At 61.1% G+C, this 18017-nt stretch carries 16 protein-coding genes; 9 read left to right on the plus strand and 7 right to left on the minus strand.

The features are described from left to right. The first annotated feature begins 56 nt into the window (after positions 1-56). A complete protein-coding gene (locus N0P34_RS11555) occupies positions 57-2828 on the plus strand; it encodes a ribonuclease E/G (RefSeq protein ID WP_275603395.1) in 2772 nt (923 codons plus the stop codon). 50 nt (positions 2829-2878) lie between these two features. On the opposite strand, the gene N0P34_RS11560 is transcribed toward N0P34_RS11555, so the two are convergent. The 3 genes from N0P34_RS11560 to N0P34_RS11570 all read right to left on the minus strand — a co-directional run bounded on the left by N0P34_RS11560 (position 2879) and on the right by N0P34_RS11570 (position 5391). Further along, positions 2879-3376 (minus strand): GNAT family N-acetyltransferase, encoded by a 498-nt coding sequence (locus tag N0P34_RS11560; protein ID WP_275603396.1) that lies wholly within the window; start codon positions 3374-3376, stop codon positions 2879-2881. A gap of 20 nt (positions 3377-3396) precedes the next feature. After that, entirely contained in the window at positions 3397-4053 is a 657-nt protein-coding gene (locus N0P34_RS11565) for a DUF4386 domain-containing protein (protein WP_275603397.1), read from the minus strand. Positions 4054-4245: 192 nt separating this feature from the next. Beyond that, a complete protein-coding gene (locus tag N0P34_RS11570) occupies positions 4246-5391 on the minus strand; it encodes an aminotransferase class I/II-fold pyridoxal phosphate-dependent enzyme (protein ID WP_275603398.1) in 1146 nt (381 codons plus the stop codon). A gap of 155 nt (positions 5392-5546) precedes the next feature. Between N0P34_RS11570 and N0P34_RS11575 the strand changes: the two genes are divergently transcribed. The 6 genes from N0P34_RS11575 (at position 5547) to N0P34_RS11600 (ending at position 10277) form a co-directional block, all read left to right on the plus strand. Further along, positions 5547-6410, plus strand: coding sequence for a DsbA family protein (locus N0P34_RS11575; protein ID WP_275603399.1), 864 nt, complete (start codon positions 5547-5549; stop codon positions 6408-6410). A gap of 102 nt (positions 6411-6512) precedes the next feature. After that, entirely contained in the window at positions 6513-6950 is a 438-nt protein-coding gene (gene aroQ / locus N0P34_RS11580) for a type II 3-dehydroquinate dehydratase (protein ID WP_275603400.1), read from the plus strand. A gap of 33 nt (positions 6951-6983) precedes the next feature. Then, a complete protein-coding gene (gene accB, locus N0P34_RS11585) occupies positions 6984-7472 on the plus strand; it encodes an acetyl-CoA carboxylase biotin carboxyl carrier protein (RefSeq protein WP_275603401.1) in 489 nt (162 codons plus the stop codon). A 12-nt stretch (positions 7473-7484) separates the two neighbouring features. Beyond that, positions 7485-8831, plus strand: coding sequence for an acetyl-CoA carboxylase biotin carboxylase subunit (gene accC, locus N0P34_RS11590; RefSeq protein WP_275603402.1), 1347 nt, complete (start codon positions 7485-7487; stop codon positions 8829-8831). Positions 8832-8868: 37 nt separating this feature from the next. Further along, on the plus strand, positions 8869-9504 hold the full coding sequence (gene aat / locus N0P34_RS11595) for a leucyl/phenylalanyl-tRNA--protein transferase (RefSeq protein ID WP_275603403.1): 636 nt from the start codon (positions 8869-8871) through the stop codon (positions 9502-9504). Beyond that, the gene (locus N0P34_RS11600) at positions 9501-10277 is read left to right on the plus strand and encodes an APH(3') family aminoglycoside O-phosphotransferase (protein WP_275603404.1); all 777 of its coding nucleotides are present in this window, start codon (positions 9501-9503) and stop codon (positions 10275-10277) included. The genes aat and N0P34_RS11600 overlap by 4 nt, the downstream gene beginning before the upstream one ends. Here the strand turns inward: N0P34_RS11600 and N0P34_RS11605 are convergent. The 4 genes from N0P34_RS11605 to N0P34_RS11620 all read right to left on the minus strand — a co-directional run bounded on the left by N0P34_RS11605 (position 10274) and on the right by N0P34_RS11620 (position 12483). Next, on the minus strand, positions 10274-10774 hold the full coding sequence (locus N0P34_RS11605) for a GyrI-like domain-containing protein (protein ID WP_275603405.1): 501 nt from the start codon (positions 10772-10774) through the stop codon (positions 10274-10276). The genes N0P34_RS11600 and N0P34_RS11605 overlap by 4 nt on opposite strands. Before the next feature lie 15 nt (positions 10775-10789). Then, positions 10790-11572, minus strand: coding sequence for an SDR family oxidoreductase (locus tag N0P34_RS11610; protein WP_275603406.1), 783 nt, complete (start codon positions 11570-11572; stop codon positions 10790-10792). 86 nt (positions 11573-11658) lie between these two features. Next, the gene (locus tag N0P34_RS11615; protein ID WP_275606968.1) at positions 11659-12042 is read right to left on the minus strand and encodes a DUF2155 domain-containing protein; all 384 of its coding nucleotides are present in this window, start codon (positions 12040-12042) and stop codon (positions 11659-11661) included. Between the two features lie 57 nt (positions 12043-12099). Beyond that, positions 12100-12483 carry an NADH:ubiquinone oxidoreductase subunit NDUFA12 gene (locus N0P34_RS11620; protein ID WP_275606969.1) on the minus strand — a complete coding sequence of 128 codons (384 nt, stop codon included), beginning with the start codon at positions 12481-12483 and terminating at the stop codon, positions 12100-12102. 232 nt (positions 12484-12715) lie between these two features. Here N0P34_RS11620 and N0P34_RS11625 point away from each other — a divergent pair, with 232 nt between their 5' ends. Then, positions 12716-13903 (plus strand): MFS transporter, encoded by a 1188-nt coding sequence (locus N0P34_RS11625; protein WP_275603407.1) that lies wholly within the window; start codon positions 12716-12718, stop codon positions 13901-13903. Between the two features lie 397 nt (positions 13904-14300). After that, entirely contained in the window at positions 14301-18017 is a 3717-nt protein-coding gene (locus N0P34_RS11630; RefSeq protein WP_275603408.1) for a vitamin B12-dependent ribonucleotide reductase, read from the plus strand.

An 18017-nucleotide genomic window follows, 5' to 3' on the forward strand; every position in this document is an offset into this window, starting at 1 on the left:
AGGTGTGCCGGTCTTCCGGCGCCCCCTTGTCGGCGCGCGGGTGCGCGGAGCTCACTATGGCGACCAAAAGAATGCTGGTGGATGCCATCCACCCGGAAGAAACACGGATTGTCGTTACCGCCGGTAACCGGCTCGAGGAATTTGATTTCGAATCGGCGACCCGCCGCCAGTTGCGGGGCAACATTTACCTCGCCAAGGTCACTCGGGTAGAACCCTCCCTGCAGGCGGCCTTCGTAGAATATGGCGGCAACCGCCACGGATTCCTCGCTTTCAGCGAAATCCACCCAGACTACTATCAGATCCCCGTCGCTGACCGCGAAGCGCTTCTGCTTGAAGAAGAGCACGAAGAGCAGGAAGACGAAGCCCAGGGCGAGGTCGAACAGGCCCCCGTCGCCGAAGCCGGTGCTGAGTCCGATACCGAATCGCATGAGGGCGAAGAGCACAGCCATATCGAACAGGCCCCGGCCAATTCCGAGCCGGTCGAGTCCATCGGCGGTGCGGATGCCCTTGAGGAAGTGCCCGAGCGTCGTCGCTCCAGCCAGCACCGTCGGCACCAGTACAAGATCCAGGAAGTGGTCAAGCGCCGCCAGGTGATGCTGGTGCAGGTCGTCAAGGAAGAGCGCGGCAACAAAGGCGCGGCTCTCACGACCTATCTCTCGCTGGCTGGCCGCTACTCGGTTCTGATGCCCAACACCGCCCGTGGCGGCGGCATCTCCCGCAAGATCACCAACGCCGCCGACCGTAAGCGCCTCAAGGAAATCACCTCCGACCTCGAGGTGCCACAAGGCATGGGCGTCATCCTGCGCACGGCCGGTGCTTCGCGTACAAAGGCTGAGGTCAAGCGCGACTTCGAATACCTGATGCGCCTGTGGGAGAGCGTTCGCACGCTGACTCTGCAGAGCCAGGCGCCATGTCTCGTCTATGAGGAAGGTTCGCTGATCAAGCGCACGATCCGCGATCTCTACAACAAGGACATCGATGAAGTTCTGGTGGCGGGCGACAATGCCTTCCGCGAGGCCAAGGACTTCATGAAGATGATCATGCCGTCCCACTCCAAGAACGTGAAGCTATATGTCGAAGAGCAGCCGCTGTTCTCGAAATATGGCATCGAGGCACAGCTCGACCAGATGTTCTCCCCGGTGGTGACCCTGCCCTCCGGCGGCTACATCGTCATCAACCCGACCGAGGCGCTCGTCTCTATCGACGTGAACTCGGGACGCTCCACCAAGGAGCACAATATCGAGGACACTGCGCTCCAGACCAATCTGGAAGCGGCAGATGAAGTTGCCCGCCAGCTGCGCCTGCGCGACCTGGCCGGCCTCATCGTCATCGACTTCATCGACATGATGGAAAACCGCTCCAACAGGGCGGTCGAGCGCAAGCTCAAGGAATGCCTCAAGGACGATCGCGCCCGCATCCAGGTTGGCCGCATCAGCCATTTCGGCCTGATGGAAATGAGCCGCCAGCGCATCCGCTTCGGCGTGGTGGAAAGCTCGACCCACAAGTGCCCGATCTGCGACGGCACGGGTCTCGTGCGCTCCACCGAGTCTTTGGCGCTGATGATCATGCGTCACATCGAGGACCACGTTCTGCGCAAGCAGGGCCAGTCGATCAATGTGCGTGTCCCCACCGACGTTGCCCTCTATATTCTCAATTTCAAACGCGACACCCTGACCGCGCTGGAATCGCGCAACGCTCTGTCGATCACCATCACGGCCGACAGCAAGCTTACCGGTCACCAGTTCTCCATCGAGAAAGGTGAAACCCGCGTCGCCTCCTATGCCGATCAGCGCGCTGCGAGCCATGTGCGCGTGGATAGCGCCGTGATCGAGGACGAAGTCGAGGAGCCAGAGGTCGAAGTCGAGGCAGACGAAGAGGTTGCCGAGACCGAAGATCGTTCCGCCAGTGCCGAAAGCGCGGACGGCGAAGGTGGTGGCCGTCGCCGCCGGCGTCGCCGGCGTCGCGGTGGCAATGGAGAGCGCGGTGAAGAACGCGCACCCCAGGTTGCAGTCGAAGCCATCTCGGACACTGAAGCCGAAGCCTCCGATGAGGACGGCGATAGCGAGAGCGAAAGCGACGACGTTTCGGCGACCGATGCCGATGGCGAACCACGCCGCCGCCGCCGTCGCGGCCGTCGCGGCGGTCGTCGCAATCGTCGCGATCAGGACGAGAGCAACGGCACCGAGGAGACACGTGTTCCTGTAGCCGCCGCGGCCGACGAAACTGTCGCGCCGGCGCCTGCTGCAGTGGCCGAGCCCAAGGCAGAGGTGTCTCAGCCGGTCGAAACGACGGTTGAGGCTGCTCCGGAAGTGGCTCCGGTTTCTGAGGACGCTGCGCCTGCCGCCGAGGAAACGCCGGCCGAAAAGCCCAAGCGCAAGCCGCGGACCCGCAAGCCCAAGGCCGAGCCTGCTGCTGAAACCGCGACACCAGCCGTGGCAGAACAGGCTGAAGTTGCCCCTCCTTCGGAAGAAACTGCGGCTGAAAAGCCCAAGCGCAAGCCGCGGACCCGCAAGCCCAAGGCCGAAGCGGTAGCAGAACCAGCTTCCGCCCCCGAGGCAGGTGCTCCGGCAGATGCGGCTCCGATCGAGACCGCGGTGGCAGCCGCCGCACCAGCGGAAGCACAGGTTGAACTGGCACCTGCCGCAGCAGAGCCAGCAATGGAAGCTCCGGCTGAAGCCCGGCCGCGTCGCGCCCGCAAGGAACTGCCGCCCGAGGGTGTCGTGGTGGCCTCAAGCGCTGCTCCCGAGGCCGAAGCTCCGAGCGATGGCGATGAGCCCGACAAGAAGAAAAAGGTCGGTTGGTGGCAGCGCCGCCTCGGCCTAGGCTAAGCTGAAACAGAAGGGCGGCTCTCAAGCCGCCCTTTCCTTTTGCAGATAAGTCAGCCGCGCTGGTAGCGGTAGACGACGTCGCCCTCGTCCTGCACCGGCGCATCTGGATCCGGTACGCCGCCCAGCCTTGCGGAAACGGCCATGGACCGGTGATTGGCGGGATCGAAATAGCTCACCAGGTGGTCAAGGCCCGCTATTCCAAAGGCCCAGTCTTTCATGGCCATGCCCGCCTCCGTTGCGTAGCCATATCCTTCGTGTCCATCATAGAGCATCCAGCCCAGCTCTTTTTCGGGGAAGAGCGGACCATGGTTGATCCCCACCTGCCCCACGCATTCACCGCTTGATGCGAGGTCTATCATCAGCGCGCCGTGGCCGAAGAGCGACCACATGGCCACATCGCTGGAAAACATCCCCCAGGCCTGTCGCTCGTCAAAGGGGCCGCCCATGAACACGGCGCGTGATGACCGCATCATCGCTGCATAGGGCGGAAAGTCGTTCACGAGAGGCGGTCGCAGGATCAGGCGGTCTGTTCTGAGAATTGGTATCACTGTCCCCGCTCCACGAGTTTTCAGCCATCCTTCTGCCGCAACACGAGGATGCCCAGTACGATCAGCCACACCGCCCAGGCGGTGTACGAAATCGCATTGATCATCCCGGCCGCAGCAAAGCCGAAAGGCTCGGCCATGCCAACCATGATCCCGATGGCCACCACGATCCCCGCCCAGGCCATCAATCGATACCGGGCCATCAGGGCGACCGACACGGACACTGTCCAGAGCGCGGTAAACAAATAGCCGAAATGTTCGCCAATTCCGGCCCCGACATAGAGGTGGAAGGCGTTGAACACCGCTTGCGTGGTCATGTCTTCCGGCGCAGCGGCCAGGCTTGGCACATGGATCACCCAGCGCAGGAGGCCGAGACCCTGAACCAGGCCAGCAAGGATCCCGAATGTTGCCGAAAAGGCCGCTGCAACCGGATGGCGTGGCATCAGCCAGAGACCCGACAGAACCCCCACCGGTATGAAGGCAAGGGCCGACAGCATGAATACATACCAGGTGGCGAGCAGCGCTGGTCCGCCCGCCGAGAAACGCGCCAGTATGTCGGCTGGCGGCTCGCGCAGGACATCTGGATAGTTGAAGCTCATCTGGAGGCCGGTAAAGGCCGTCATGAAAATCACGGGCACGGCGATCATCGCCAGCCCGGTGGAGCGTTGCAGCAAAGCCATTGGACTATCCCTCAGAATGCGTTGAACACGGGCCGGGATGGCGCAGTGTATCTACATGGTCTTTGGACAAGTCAGGGCCGCCGCGTCTGTGAAACGGCAGCCTGCAATGAGTTGATCGCGCCAATTGCGCCCGATGTTCGACAATCAGCCTTGGTCGCAAAGTTTATTGCGCGTGAGCCAACTGGCTTTGCTTTAGCGCAGGAACCCCCGCAACCGCTCCAACGCGCTCTCTATGGTCGACATTGTGCCAGCATAGCTGAACCGAACGAACCCATTGCCATTGCTACGGTCGAAATCAAGCCCAGGCGTCGCGGCAACGCCGGCAGTTTCAAGCAGCGATTCACAAAAGGCTAGCGAGTCATTGGAAAAGCTCGAGATTCCCGCGTAAGCATAGAAGGCTCCGTCACCTGCAGACGGCAGGTCGAAGCCAAGCTCTCGCAGGCCTTGCGTCAGCAGAGCCCGATTTTGTGCGTAGCTGGCCTTCTGCTCTTCAGAATAGTCGCGTTCACTCAGGGCGACCGTCGCGGCGATCTGACTGAGTGTGGGGGCCGAGATGAAGAGGTTTTGCTGAAGGATTTCGGCTCGCCGGATCATCGCCTCCGGCAGCACCATCCAGCCGATCCGCCAACCGGTCATGCAGTAGTATTTCGAGAAGCTGTTGATCACGATCGCGTCCCGCGTCAACTCGAGCGCGCTGACCGAAGGGCCGCGATAATCGAGGCCGTGATAGATCTCGTCTGAAATGAAGGTAATGCCCAACCGCGCGCATGTGGCGACGATATCGGCCAACCCTGCCCGATCCACCGAGGCGCCGGTCGGATTGGCGGGGCTGGCGAACAACAGCCCATCGAAGGGCTGCCGCGCATGGGCCTGGGCGATGTCTGCTCCGGTCAGATGCCAGCCATTGGCCGCCGAGACCGGTATCTCGGATATCGCGAATCCCAGACCGAGAAGCGTGTTTACATAGGCGGGATAGCCAGGCCGGGTGATGGCAATGCGCGCACCGGGCTTGAACGCCGTGTGAAAGGCCAGGATGAAGCCAGCCGACGAACCCATTGTCGCCAGAATCAATTCCGGGTCGACGGAGACGCCATGCTGGTCTTGGTAATAGCGCGCCAGGCCTTCGCGCAGTTCTGTCGTGCCCTTGGCATTGGTGTAGCCCTGCGGCTCGGGCAGCGCCTTGGCCACAGCCTCGAGGACGCGCGGCGCCGGCGGCTGGCCGGGCTCCCCGACTTCGAGATGGCAGATGCTGCGCCCCTGCGCCTCCAGAGCGCGGGCTCGCTTCAGGATATCCATGGCGAGAAAAGGCATGAGCGCGTCTGGCGCAAGGTCGGTCATTGGGCAGCTCCGTGTGTGCCTCTGGACTACCCAACCGGGCGCACCATCTCAACAACAATTGACCCGGCTCGCCGTGAACGGCGCCCCATGGGTCGCAAAGCCCATCACAAGTCTGCTAGAAGTTTGGAGACAAATTGCCGGAGCCCCGAATCCTCATGAGCCGCCTCACCCTCGTTCTTGTTGCTGCCCTCGGTGTCGTGGGAGGCGCATTTGGATACTCCGTGCTGAACCAACCCAAGCTGGAGATGGACGCTGCGGCGGTGCGCGCTGTCGTCGACGAGGCGCTCGCAGCTCGGGAAGCACAGGCTGCGGCGGTCGCACCGGTAGCTCCCGTCATAGCTGACATTGATCCTGCCGTTCTCAATCCGATGATCGAGCAGTTCCTGCTCAGCGATCCGAAACTTCTCCAGCGCATGTCGGTGGCACTCGAAGACACGCTGCGCGTGGAAGAGCAGTCCAAGGCCCAAACGGCGATCGCCTCCATGCATGACCAGATCTACAATGGTCCGGGGCAAGTCGTGGTCGGCAATCCGGACGGCGACGTCACCCTGGTCGAGTTCTTCGACTATAATTGCGGATATTGCCGCTCCGCCCTGCCCGACCTCGCCACATTGCTGGCGGAGGATCCCAACCTCAAGGTCGTCCTCAAGGAATTTCCGATCCTCTCCAATGAATCGATCGATGCGGCACGCGTCGCGGTGCTCGTCGGCGAGACCGACGCGGACTATTGGGCTTTCCACGAAGCGCTCTTCAGCGGCCGCGGCAAGGTGGACAAGTCAGTCGCCCTCGCCGCCGCCCAGGAGATCGGCCTCAGCCCTGTCAGCCTTGAAATCCAGATGGCGGACGAGCGCGTCGCAAAGTCGATCCAGTCGTCCTACCAAATCGCCCAGGCTCTCGGAATCACTGGAACGCCGACCTACATCATCGGCAACGAGATCATTCCAGGCGCGATAGGGATCGATGGCCTGCGCGAGCGCATCGCCAATATGCGGGAATGTGGGGAAACCGTTTGCAGCTAGGCACCTCCCGGTCCCTTTGAAGCGAACGGGCTCGCAATTTCGGTGCATTTCGTGTAACCGCCCTTGCACCGCCGGAAATAGCCGGTGCACAACGAAAAGACCATGGCAAAGCACGTTCTCGTCCTCAACGGCCCGAACCTCAATATGCTCGGCAAGCGCGAGCCCGGAATCTACGGTGCACAGACACTGGCCGATGTTGAGGCGCTCTGTCGGAGCACAGCCGACGAATTGGGGCTGACCGTGGATTGCCGCCAATCGAACATCGAAGGCGAATTGGTCACCTGGATCCAGGAGGCACTCGGCACCGCCGACGGCATCCTGATCAATCCCGGTGCCTATTCCCACACATCGGTTGCCATTCACGACGCCTTCAAGGCCGTCGCGCTTCCGGTAGCCGAAGTTCACATCAGCAACATTCACCAGCGCGAGTCCTTCCGACATCATTCCTATGTGTCGGCGGTAGCGTTCGGCGTCATTTGCGGCTTTGGGACGCTTGGATATAAGCTTGCGCTCCATGCTTTGGCCGAAAAACTCGCATAACGCTTCCAAGACGAAGCCGGGAGACCGATAAGAATGACCAAGTCATCTCAGGTGGATCATGACCTGATCCGCGCCATCGCCGAACTGCTCAACAAGGAAAATCTTGTCGAGATCGAGATCGAGCAGGAAGACTTCCGGGTCCGCGTAACGCGTTCCTATCCTGTCGAGGCGCCCGCCTACGCGCCGCCCATGCAGTACATGTCCGCGCCTCAGGCAGCACCTGCCGCAGCGCCAGTGTCCAGCATTCCGGCTGCCGCTCCCGCCGCCAAGGAAGACCTGGCCTCCAATCCGGGTACGTTGACATCTCCGATGGTCGGCACTGCCTATCGTTCGCCCGAGCCCGGCAAGCCCACTTTCGTGGAAGTTGGCGCTAAGGTCTCCGAAGGCCAGACCGTCCTCATCATCGAGGCGATGAAGACCATGAACCAGATTCCAGCGCATCGCTCCGGTACGGTCACCCGCATCCTGGTCGACGACGCCCAACCGGTCGAATATGGCGAGCCGCTCGTCGTCATCGAGTAAGGAGACTTTCGCGTGTTCCAGAAAGTCCTGATCGCCAACCGCGGCGAAATTGCCCTGCGCATCCTGCGCGCCTGCAAGGAACTCGGCATCCAGACCGTGGCAGTCCATTCGACTGCCGACGCCAACGCGATGCATGTGCGCCTTGCCGATGAGAGCGTCTGCATTGGCCCAAATGCGGCCAAGGACAGCTATCTCAACATCCCATCGATCCTTGCCGCATGCGAGATCACGGGGGCCGACGCCGTCCACCCAGGCTATGGCTTCCTGTCCGAAAACGCCCGTTTCGCCAAGATCCTTGGCGAGCACAACATTACCTTCATTGGCCCCTCGGCCCATCATATCGAGATCATGGGTGACAAGATCACCGCCAAGAAGACGGCGGTCGAGCTCGGCATTCCCGTGGTTCCAGGGTCTCCTGGCGCTGTCGAGACCGAGCAACAGGCGCTCAAGACCGCCAAGGACATTGGCTATCCAGTCCTGATCAAGGCCACTGCCGGTGGTGGTGGTCGCGGCATGAAGGTCGCTCAGTCCGAATCCGAACTGCTGGTGGCCTGGTCGACTGCTCGGTCCGAGGCCAAGGCGGCTTTCGGCAATGACAGCGTCTATATGGAAAAATACCTCGGCAAGCCGCGTCATATCGAGGTTCAGATCCTCGGCGATGGCCAGGGCAATGCCGTGCATCTGGGCGTGCGAGACTGTTCGCTGCAGCGGCGCCACCAGAAGGTCTGGGAAGAAGCAGGCGGGCCGACGATCAGTCCGCAGGAACGTGACCAGATCGGCGAAATCTGCGCCGTCGCCATGCGCAAGCTGAAATATTCCGGCGCCGGCACCATCGAGTTTCTTTACGAGAACGGCGAGTTCTATTTCATTGAAATGAACACGCGCCTGCAGGTCGAACACCCGGTTACGGAGCGCATCACCGGCATCGATATCGTCTATGAGCAGATCCGCGTCGCCTCTGGCGAGGCCCTCTCCATGACTCAGGAAAAGGTGCAGTTCAATGGCCACGCCATCGAAGTGCGCATCAATGCCGAGGATCCGCAGACCTTTGCTCCGTCGCCGGGCACGATCACTTTTTATCACCCGGCCGGTGGCGTCGGGATCCGTGTCGATTCAGCCGTCTATCAGGGCTACAGGATACCGCCCTATTACGACTCGCTGATCGGCAAGCTGATCGTCTTCGGGCGCACGCGTGAGGAATGCCTCAAGCGGTTGAGCCGGGCAGTCGACGAGTTCGTCATCGACGGCGTCAAAACCACCCTGCCCCTGTTCCAGCGTCTTCTCAAGGAGCCGGACATCATCGCCGGCAATTACGATATCCACTGGCTGGAAAAATTCTTGGCAGACAACAAGGCTTGATGTTGAGGGGCGCGCAGGCGCCCCTTATCTTTTTTCCATGGCCAAACGCTCCGACCCCTTCGACCTCGACATCACCCCCGAACTCATCATCCGGGCCTATTGCGCTGGCATTTTTCCGATGGCTGAAGACGCCGGGGATGACGACCTCTTCTGGGTCAGCCCGGAAGAGCGCGGGATCCTCCCGCTCGATGGTTTTCAGTTCAGCAAGAGCCTGCGCAAGACGATGCGCAAATCCGGCTGGGATATCCGCGTCGATACCGATTTTGAGGCTGTCATCGAAGGCTGTGCGACCGTCGGCGAGGATCGCAACTCCACCTGGATCAACGGCACTATCCGGGCCGTCTATGGCGAACTCTTCCGACGCGGTGTGGCGCACACGGTAGAGGTCTGGGACGCTGATGAACTGGTCGGCGGCCTCTACGGCCTAGCCATCGGCGCGGCTTTTTTCGGTGAGTCCATGTTCCACCGTCGCACCGACGCATCAAAGGCCGCCATGGCCCATCTTGTCGAGCGCCTCAATGCCGGCGGCTTCCAGCTTCTCGACACCCAGTTTCTCACGCCGCACCTGGCCTCGTTGGGCGGCATCGAAATTCCTCGCGCCGAATATGAAGACCGGCTCGGCCGCGCCACGACACTGGCGGCGGACTGGACGGCATTGGATCGAAACACATGACCATTCCTGCCAATTTGCCCGAGAGCTTCGGTCCCCTGGCCAGCCTTGATTGGGCGCCGATCACCCACGGTCGGTCCGGTGCCCATGTCTGGCGCATCCTTCTGGGGGACGGCAATTCGGTCTTCCTCAAGACCGAAGAACTGCACCCGCTCGGGGAACTGCCGGGCGAGATCGAGCGGCTCAGCTGGCTTACCCGCATGGGCTTCAAGGCTCCGCGCGTCATAGATGCCGAGCAGTCGGCCGATCGGGTCTGGCTGCTCATGAGCGCCGTCCCCGGCGAAGATCTCACGCACTATCCCGACCGCCCGGACGAATTCGTCCGCATCTACGCCCAAGGCCTCAAGCGCATTCACGCGCTCGACCCCACAAATTGCACCTTCGATCACGGCATAGATGCCCGCCTGGCCCTAGCCGCGCAAAGGCTGGCGGCGGGCCTGGTTGACGAGACCGACTTCGACGCACAGCGGCTTGGCCGTCCGCCCGCCGATCTCCTCGCCTGGCTCCACGACAATCGACCGGAGGTCGGCACGCCGATCGTTACCCATGGCGATGCCTCCACGCCGAATGTGTTGGCATTGGCCGGACGCTTTTCCGGCCTCGTGGATTGCGGCCGCATGGGCGTAGCCGATGTCTGGCAGGACCTTGCCATAGCCGCCCGCAGCATAGCCGATAATATCGGAGAGGAGCATGTGCCCAAATTTTTCCGGGCCTACGGTGCGGAATTTAACCCGCACCGCTACGAATTCTACTGCACCTTGGACGAGTTCTTCTAGGCGTCACTAAGCTTGAAGCTGAGTGTGGTCACCCAATCCTTGGGATCTGGCACCTCGGACGGATCGGTCTCATAGATTTCGAGGCGGCAGGCGAAATGATCGCCGTCGGGTTTGGCCTCCATGTCGAAGAATTGGTTGGTAAGGCGCGACCAGCCGATCAGGATGCCGGTGACCTTTTCGAGCGCATCATAGTGGCCATGCCATTCCAAAGTCATAAACCGGCCACCCGGCAACGTCCCGGCGCGCACCGCGCCGTCTTCAGGGCCCGGGCTGCGGACTGCTATGCCTGCCTCCACGTCTAGCGTCTCGGCCATGTTAATCCGCCGGTAGTTGTAGAAGGCCGCGCCTTCTGGCTCGAGACCATGCTTATCGAGATAGGCGAAAATTTGAGGAAATCCCTCATCGGCTGGCTTCTGCATCTGGTCCATGCGCACTGTGAACGGCACGTAGACATAGTGCTGGGTTTTTCTCTCGATCACTTCCGGCAAAGTCATCATGATACGCTTCTCCCTCTAGTCGATCTGAGCGCCACCAGTGGCGTTCGCAAATGTGGATGTCATGCTGGATGCCAAGTCGCTGGCCAGCAGGACGGCGGCGTCGGCCACTTGGCCCAGTGACGAAATACGGCGCAACGGCGTATCCTTGGCAACCTCCCGATGCATCTCGTCAAAACTGATGCCGCGCTCGCGCGCATGGATGAGCCAGGCTTCGCGCACACCCGGTGCGTCAGGCGACCCCGGCGACCGTACCCAACAGCAGCGTACGCCCTGTGGGCCGTTTTCGACCGCCAGATGCCGGAGGAAATGCTCAACCGCCGCACAGGCGACGCCGAATCCGCCCATCTGCGTGTAGGCCTCGCGCGCGGCATTTGCGGTAATGCCGAGAATGACGCCGCCACCATTGGACGCCATGTGCCGTGCAGCCATGCCGCCAATATTGAACCAGGATTTCAGCCCCCGCTCGACCGGAAGCATGAAGCGACCAAAATCCATCACGCTGAGGTCCTGGCCCTGCGAGTCTCCCCAGTCGATGGCACTGAAGACGATTTTTACCGGTCCGGTGCTGGCCACGCGCTCGAAATGGCGCTCGACCGCAGCCTTGTCGAGTGCATCCACCACATCGGTGAAGGCGATGCCGCCGCGCGAGCGGATATCCGCAGCCGTCTCCTCCAGGCGCTCCCTGCCCCGTGCCGCCAGATGCACGACCGCGCCCTCGCGGGCAAAAGCGCTCGCTACGGCGCCGCCAACTGCACCACTGCCGCCATAAACTATGGCGATCCGGTTCTTGAGCAACATCGCAGCCTCCCTTCGGCACACGCCGGAACCCTCAGGGTTGCGACGAGCTTGAAGAGAGATTTTCGACGGGGTTCAGAAGAAAAAGTTCAGCGCTCGTCCGGAGGCGGAACATTGGTCGAGGTTTTGCACTCGATCAGCCAAACGTCATAGATCGGGTGGTCGACCGCGTTCAGCGCCGGGCTGTCCGCAAAAACCCAGCCGGTGAACAGGCGCTTGGCCGTGCCATCGAGATTGCGCTGGTCAACTTCCAGAAACGCGGACGTGCGTTGCAGCGTGTCATTGGACGGGCGGCTATAACAGGCGCGTGGGGTGATTTCGAGCGCGCCGAAAAGGACGGTCTCGTCGATATAGACATCGAAACGCGTGATACGGCCGGTGATCTTGTCGAGACCGGCCAGCATGGCCACGGGATTGGCAATCGGTTGTGCCGAAACCGGAAGGGCCGCGGCGACGAAGCCCGCCAGGAGCAGCGCCCCACGGAGCGCTCGCCCGGTCTTAAGAGGGAAGAACGGCAAAGGCCGGTGTCCTTATTCGGGCGACCAGGCTTGGTAGTCACCGGTAACGCGCGGACGTTCGCCCTTGTTCAGCAGGCTGCCATCGGGACGATAGGCAGCGGCCGTACCAGTCAGGTTTTTCTGGTGCGGCTTTTCCCAAGGATGCGGCTCGTACTTGGCTTCGCTGGGAACGACATTGGAGCGGTGATGCATCCAGCCATACCAGCCGGGAGGGATCGTCGAGGCATCTGCCGGACCGTTATATGTCACATAGCGGCGATCGGCCTTCGTGTCCTGATAGTAGCGATTACCGAACTCATCGCTGCCGACATATTGTCCAAAGCGCTTGATCCAGAGGCGCGTACCCCAGGTATTGCCGCTCCACCAGGAGAAGATTTCAGTTAGAAATTGCTTGATACCGGATTTGGCCACGTGTCGATTCCGAGATTGGCAAGTCGATTTGGCTGGGGTTTAGCATGACGCCGCGGACGATCCTAGCCAAAAGCGGACACGTGGCCACGAGTGAGCCGCCTTGGCGCGCACGGGCACGGGAGGGATTGATGGGCACAAGCTCACCGAATGGTGTCTGCGCGAGGCGTGCCGTGGTCCATTCCAGTCAATTTGCGGCTGCTGCCAGGGAGCCCGCCTGATGGCCCTGCGTGGTTTCCTCCGCATCTACTACGCCTATGTCTTCCTCTTCGACTTCATGCTGGGCTACGCCATTTACACGGCACTTTTCTCTCTGGAAGGCCTCAGCATCACCCAGATTGGCATCCTCCTCGCCTTCTGGTCAGGTTCCGCGATTGTCCTTGAAATGCCCTCCGGCGCCCTGTCGGACCACTTCGATCGGCGCGTATTGCTCGTCCTCGCGCCTCTCGCCAAAACCCTGACCTTCATCCTTTGGGCGGTCGCCGCAGGGAATTTCTGGCTCTATGGGCTCGGCTTTCTTTTCTGGAGTCTTGCCCAGGCCATGCAGTCCGGCTCGCGAGAGGCACTTCTCTATGAACGGATGGCACATGACGGACGCAGTGCGGATTTCGACCGGGCATTGGGCCGGGACAATGCAGCAGAAGGGTTGGGCATCGGTCTTGGCACACTCATCGGCGGGTTTGTGGGCTGGTACAGTTTTGAATGGGCGATCTGGCTTTCCATTCCGCCTCTGCTTGTCGCAACACTCCTTCCCTACTGGCTGAAAGATGTGCGCCGCAGTGGACCGGCAGGCGCGAAAAGCGATGACATGCCAGGCAGTTACCTCTTGCATTTCAAGGATGCCGTGAACGAATTTCGGGCCCACGCCGATCTGCGCTTCGTCACCACCTATATAGCGGTTGGACTGGTGGTCTTTGAAATCCTCGAGGAATTCGACCAGCTCTATTACCTTGCCACGGATGTTCCCGTCTGGGCCTGGGGCATATTGGCCGCGGGCGTGGAGGGGTGTCACGCCATCGCCAGCCTTTACGCATATCGGCTGGCCGGGAGGCCCGTGCTCGCCTGGCTGCTTCCCTTGGCGGGTGGCGCTCTTCTGGTTCTCTCTTCGATCGGCGCGTCACCGTATTATGTGCTGATCTTGTCCCTCGGCTATATCGTCGTGGCGCCAATGGGGGTGCTGGCCGAGGCGCGCTTCCATCGGGTCATGGAGGGTCGAAGCCGCGCCACAACGACTTCGGCGCTGGTCATGGCCGAGAACATCGTCGGCGTTTTCTTCACCCTCGTTTTTGGTACCCTTGCCGACTCCATCGGGATACTCCCCGCCTATGGCTGGGCAGGCCTCGCCATGGTTCCACTGGCAGTTTGGGTGATGTGGGGCGAAACCCGCGGATTGCGGGCGAGTGACTAGCGGCACACAATATGTGGTAGCGGCCCAACTGTGGATTGCGCGAAAAATGTGGCTCTTGACAGGGATTTCCGCGAGTCGGAGCCCGCCCCGGCGCCTCTCAAAACTCCAGCTTTTCTGCGGCTTTAGCACGTGATTTTAGCATGCCATTAACACTGGAAACGGTCCGTTTCATCCCCAGGGGACACGCTCAAGGCGGTTGTAACTTATCCACGCTATTCCCATATTAAACACTAGATTTTGGTCATTTCGGAAATGACCGCACAACCCATGGTGTACCGTGGCGAAAAAATTGATCACTCGACTCCGGCATGATTAAGGCTTTGATAGAGTTCAAACGCGGCAAGAGTCCTCGCCTCTCTTCGCACCGCTCCACAGATAGATCAGCTGAGACCACATCATGCGCATAGAACGCCGGTTTACCACTGCCAACGCGGACCGCTACGCTTCGATCGAGTTCCGCTCCGCGACCAGCGAAATTCGCAATCCCGATGGCTCGGTGGTGTTCAAGCTGGAAGACATTGCTGTGCCTGCTACCTGGTCTCAGGTGGCAACAGACATCATTGCGCAGAAGTATTTCCGCAAGGCTGGCGTTCCCCGCGTCCTCAAGAAGGTCGAAGAGAATTCCGTGCCGTCCTGGCTGTGGCGTTCTATCCCCGACGAGGATGGACTGGCCAAGCTGCCGGAGAATGAACGCTATGGTTCTGAGATGGACAGCCGCCAGGTCTTTGATCGCCTGGCCGGCACCTGGACCTATTGGGGCTGGAAGGGCGGCTATTTCGACAGCGAGGAAGACGCGCGCACCTTCTTCGACGAACTCGCCTACATGCTCGCCACCCAGCGCGTTGCCCCCAACTCCCCGCAATGGTTCAACACCGGCCTCCACTGGGCCTATGGCATTGACGGCCCCGGCCAGGGGCATTTCTACGTCGACCCGTTCACCCACAAGCTGGTGCAGTCAAAGAGCTCCTATGAGCATCCCCAGCCGCATGCCTGCTTCATCCAGTCGGTCAATGACGACCTCGTCAATGAAAACGGCATCATGGACCTCTGGGTGCGCGAAGCGCGCCTCTTCAAATACGGTTCGGGAACGGGCACCAATTTCTCGGCTCTTCGCGGCTCGGGCGAAAAGCTCTCGGGTGGCGGCAAGTCTTCCGGCCTCATGAGCTTCCTCAAGATCGGCGACCGCGCTGCAGGCGCCATCAAGTCGGGCGGCACCACGCGTCGCGCTGCCAAGATGGTTGTGATCGATATCGACCATCCCGATATCGAGGAATACATCAACTGGAAGGTCAAGGAAGAGCAGAAGGTGGCGGCACTCGTCACTGGTTCCAAGGTCGTTTCCAAGCATCTCAAGGCCATTATGAAGGCCGCCGTGAACTGCGAAGGTTCGGGCGATGACTGCTTCGACGTGGCCAAGAACCCTGCCCTCAAGCGCGAAGTGCGCGCCGCCAAGAAGGCGCTGGTGCCGGAGAACTACATCTTCCGCGTCATCCAGTTCGCCAGGCAGGGCTATACCGACCTCGAATTCCCCATCTACGACACCGATTGGGATAGCGAAGCCTATCTGACCGTTTCCGGCCAGAACTCGAACAATTCCGTTCGCGTCACCGACGCTTTCCTCAACGCCGTCGACAACGATGGCGACTGGAATCTGACGGCCCGCCAGAGCGGCAAGACCATCAAGACACTGAAGGCGCGCGACCTCTGGGAACAGATCGGTTACGCCGCCTGGGCCTCCGCCGATCCCGGCATCCAGTACCACACCACCATCAATGAGTGGCACACCTCCCCGGCCGCCGGCCCGATCAACGCCTCCAATCCGTGCTCGGAATATATGTTCCTCGATGACACGGCCTGCAATCTGGCGTCGGTCAATCTGCTGCCCTACCGCAATGCGGACTCGACCTTCGACACCGCCGCCTATGAGCACACCGTCCGTCTCTGGACCATTGTGCTCGAAGTCTCGGTGATGATGGCCCAGTTCCCCTCGCGCGCCATTGCCGAACGCTCCTACGAATACCGCACGCTCGGCATTGGCTATGCCAATATCGGTGGCCTGCTCATGACCTCCGGCATTCCCTATGACTCGGCCGAAGGCCGCGCCATTGCCGGCGCCATCACGGCCATCATGACCGGCGTGTCCTATGCCACCTCGGCCGAAATGGCCAAGGAGCTCGGCCCCTTCAAGGATTACAAGCGCAACTCCAAGCACATGCTGCGCGTCATTCGCAACCATCGCAACGCCGCCCACGGCAACAGCGATGGCTATGAAGGTCTCTCGATCAAGCCGGTCGCTCTCGACCACGCCAATATCAAGGATGCGGCCCTCAGCGAGCGCGCCAAGCTGGCCTGGGACAATGCCCTCGCCCTCGGCGAACAGCATGGCTATCGTAACGCTCAGGTTTCCGTTATCGCGCCCACCGGCACGATCGGCCTCGTCATGGACTGCGACACCACCGGCATCGAGCCCGATTTTGCTCTGGTGAAGTTCAAGAAGCTGGCCGGCGGCGGCTATTTCAAGATCATCAACCGCGCCGTGCCCCCGGCCCTGCGCACCCTTGGCTATTCCGAAGACCAGATCGCCGAGATGGAGGCCTATGCGGTCGGTCACGGCAATCTCAACCAGGCTCCCGGCATCAATCCGGCGACGCTGCGGACCAAGGGCTTTACCGATGACAAGATCGAAGCGCTGAACGCTGCGACGGCTTCCGCCTTCGATATCAAGTTCATCTTCAACCAGTGGACACTGGGCGCCGATTTCCTCAAGAGCCTCGGCGTCACCGATGAGCAGCTCAACGATTTCTCCTTTGACCTTCTGTCCTTCCTCGGCTTTGCCAAGAAGGATATCGAGGCTGCCAATATCCACGTCTGCGGTGCCATGACGCTTGAAGGCGCGCCGTTCCTCAAGCAAGAACACTTGCCCGTGTTCGATTGCGCCACCCCATGCGGCAAGATCGGCAAGCGCTATCTCTCGGTTGAATCGCACATCCTGATGATGGCGGCTGCCCAGCCCTTCATCTCCGGCGCGATCTCCAAGACGATCAACATGCCCAACGATGCGACCGTCGAGGACGCCAAGAACGCCTATATGCTGTCGTGGCGCCTGGCCCTCAAGGCCAACGCGCTCTATCGCGATGGCTCCAAGCTTTCCCAGCCGCTGAACTCATCGGTTCTGGCCGCCGCCGACGACGAAGAGGACGAAGACGCCCTCGAGAACGTCATCTCCATGACCGCTGACGCGCGCGTCCCGGCGATCGCCGAAAAGATCGTCGAGCGCATCATCGAGCGCGAAGTGGAAATCCGCACCCGCGAAAAAATGCCGGATCGTCGTAAGGGCTATACCCAGAAGGCCGTCGTTGGCGGTCATAAGGTCTATGTCCACACCGGCGAATATGCCGATGGCCGCCTGGGCGAAATCTTCATCGACATGCACAAGGAAGGCGCGGCCTTCCGCGCCATGATGAACAATTTTGCCATCGCCATCTCGATCGGCCTGCAATATGGCGTACCGCTGGATGAATATGTGGAGGCCTTCACCTTCACGCGCTTCGAGCCGGCCGGCATGGTCATGGGCAATGACCGGATCAAGAACGCGACCTCGATCCTCGACTATGTGTTCCGTGAACTTGCGGTCTCCTACCTCGACCGCGATGACCTGGCCCACGTCAATCCCGACAGCCCGACTTCGCTCGGCAAGGGCGTTGCCGAAGACCAGGGTGCGCGCAATGCGCCTCCGACGGCCCCGGTGCCCGCAGAGCGCTTTGTCTCCCGCGGCATGACGCGCGGCAAGACGGCCAATGCATCCCTGATGCTTGTTCCGACTGCCGAAGCCAGCCGCTACGCCCCGACCACGTCGACCGGGACATCCACTGTGACGTCGATGCGCAGCGCCACGGCCCTCAAGATCGAACCAAGCCCGACCGCCCTCAACGTTGCCGAGCTCTCGCCCATCCCGGCTCCACCGCCGTCGAAAGACACCGGCCTCCTCCGCGCCGAAGCTCAGATGAAGGGCTACACCGGCGACCAGTGCACCGAATGTCACAACTTCACGATGGTGCGAAACGGCACCTGCCTGAAGTGCGATACGTGCGGAACCACCACCGGGTGTAGTTGA

It is taken from the genome of Devosia sp. FJ2-5-3 (assembly GCF_029201545.1).
Taxonomy (GTDB): Bacteria; Pseudomonadota; Alphaproteobacteria; order Rhizobiales; family Devosiaceae; genus Devosia.

Coding starts and splice junctions, on each gene's coding strand:
- aat (WP_275603403.1), top strand. CDS start 8,869: ATGGCCAAACGCTCCGACCCCTTCGACCTCGACATCACCCCCGAACTC.
- N0P34_RS11630 (WP_275603408.1), top strand. CDS start 14,301: ATGCGCATAGAACGCCGGTTTACCACTGCCAACGCGGACCGCTACGCT.
- N0P34_RS11575 (WP_275603399.1), top strand. CDS start 5,547: ATGAGCCGCCTCACCCTCGTTCTTGTTGCTGCCCTCGGTGTCGTGGGA.
- N0P34_RS11570 (WP_275603398.1), bottom strand. CDS start 5,391: ATGACCGACCTTGCGCCAGACGCGCTCATGCCTTTTCTCGCCATGGAT.
- N0P34_RS11565 (WP_275603397.1), bottom strand. CDS start 4,053: ATGGCTTTGCTGCAACGCTCCACCGGGCTGGCGATGATCGCCGTGCCC.
- N0P34_RS11555 (WP_275603395.1), top strand. CDS start 57: ATGGCGACCAAAAGAATGCTGGTGGATGCCATCCACCCGGAAGAAACA.
- N0P34_RS11625 (WP_275603407.1), top strand. CDS start 12,716: ATGGCCCTGCGTGGTTTCCTCCGCATCTACTACGCCTATGTCTTCCTC.
- aroQ (WP_275603400.1), top strand. CDS start 6,513: ATGGCAAAGCACGTTCTCGTCCTCAACGGCCCGAACCTCAATATGCTC.
- accB (WP_275603401.1), top strand. CDS start 6,984: ATGACCAAGTCATCTCAGGTGGATCATGACCTGATCCGCGCCATCGCC.
- N0P34_RS11600 (WP_275603404.1), top strand. CDS start 9,501: ATGACCATTCCTGCCAATTTGCCCGAGAGCTTCGGTCCCCTGGCCAGC.
- N0P34_RS11605 (WP_275603405.1), bottom strand. CDS start 10,774: ATGATGACTTTGCCGGAAGTGATCGAGAGAAAAACCCAGCACTATGTC.
- N0P34_RS11610 (WP_275603406.1), bottom strand. CDS start 11,572: ATGTTGCTCAAGAACCGGATCGCCATAGTTTATGGCGGCAGTGGTGCA.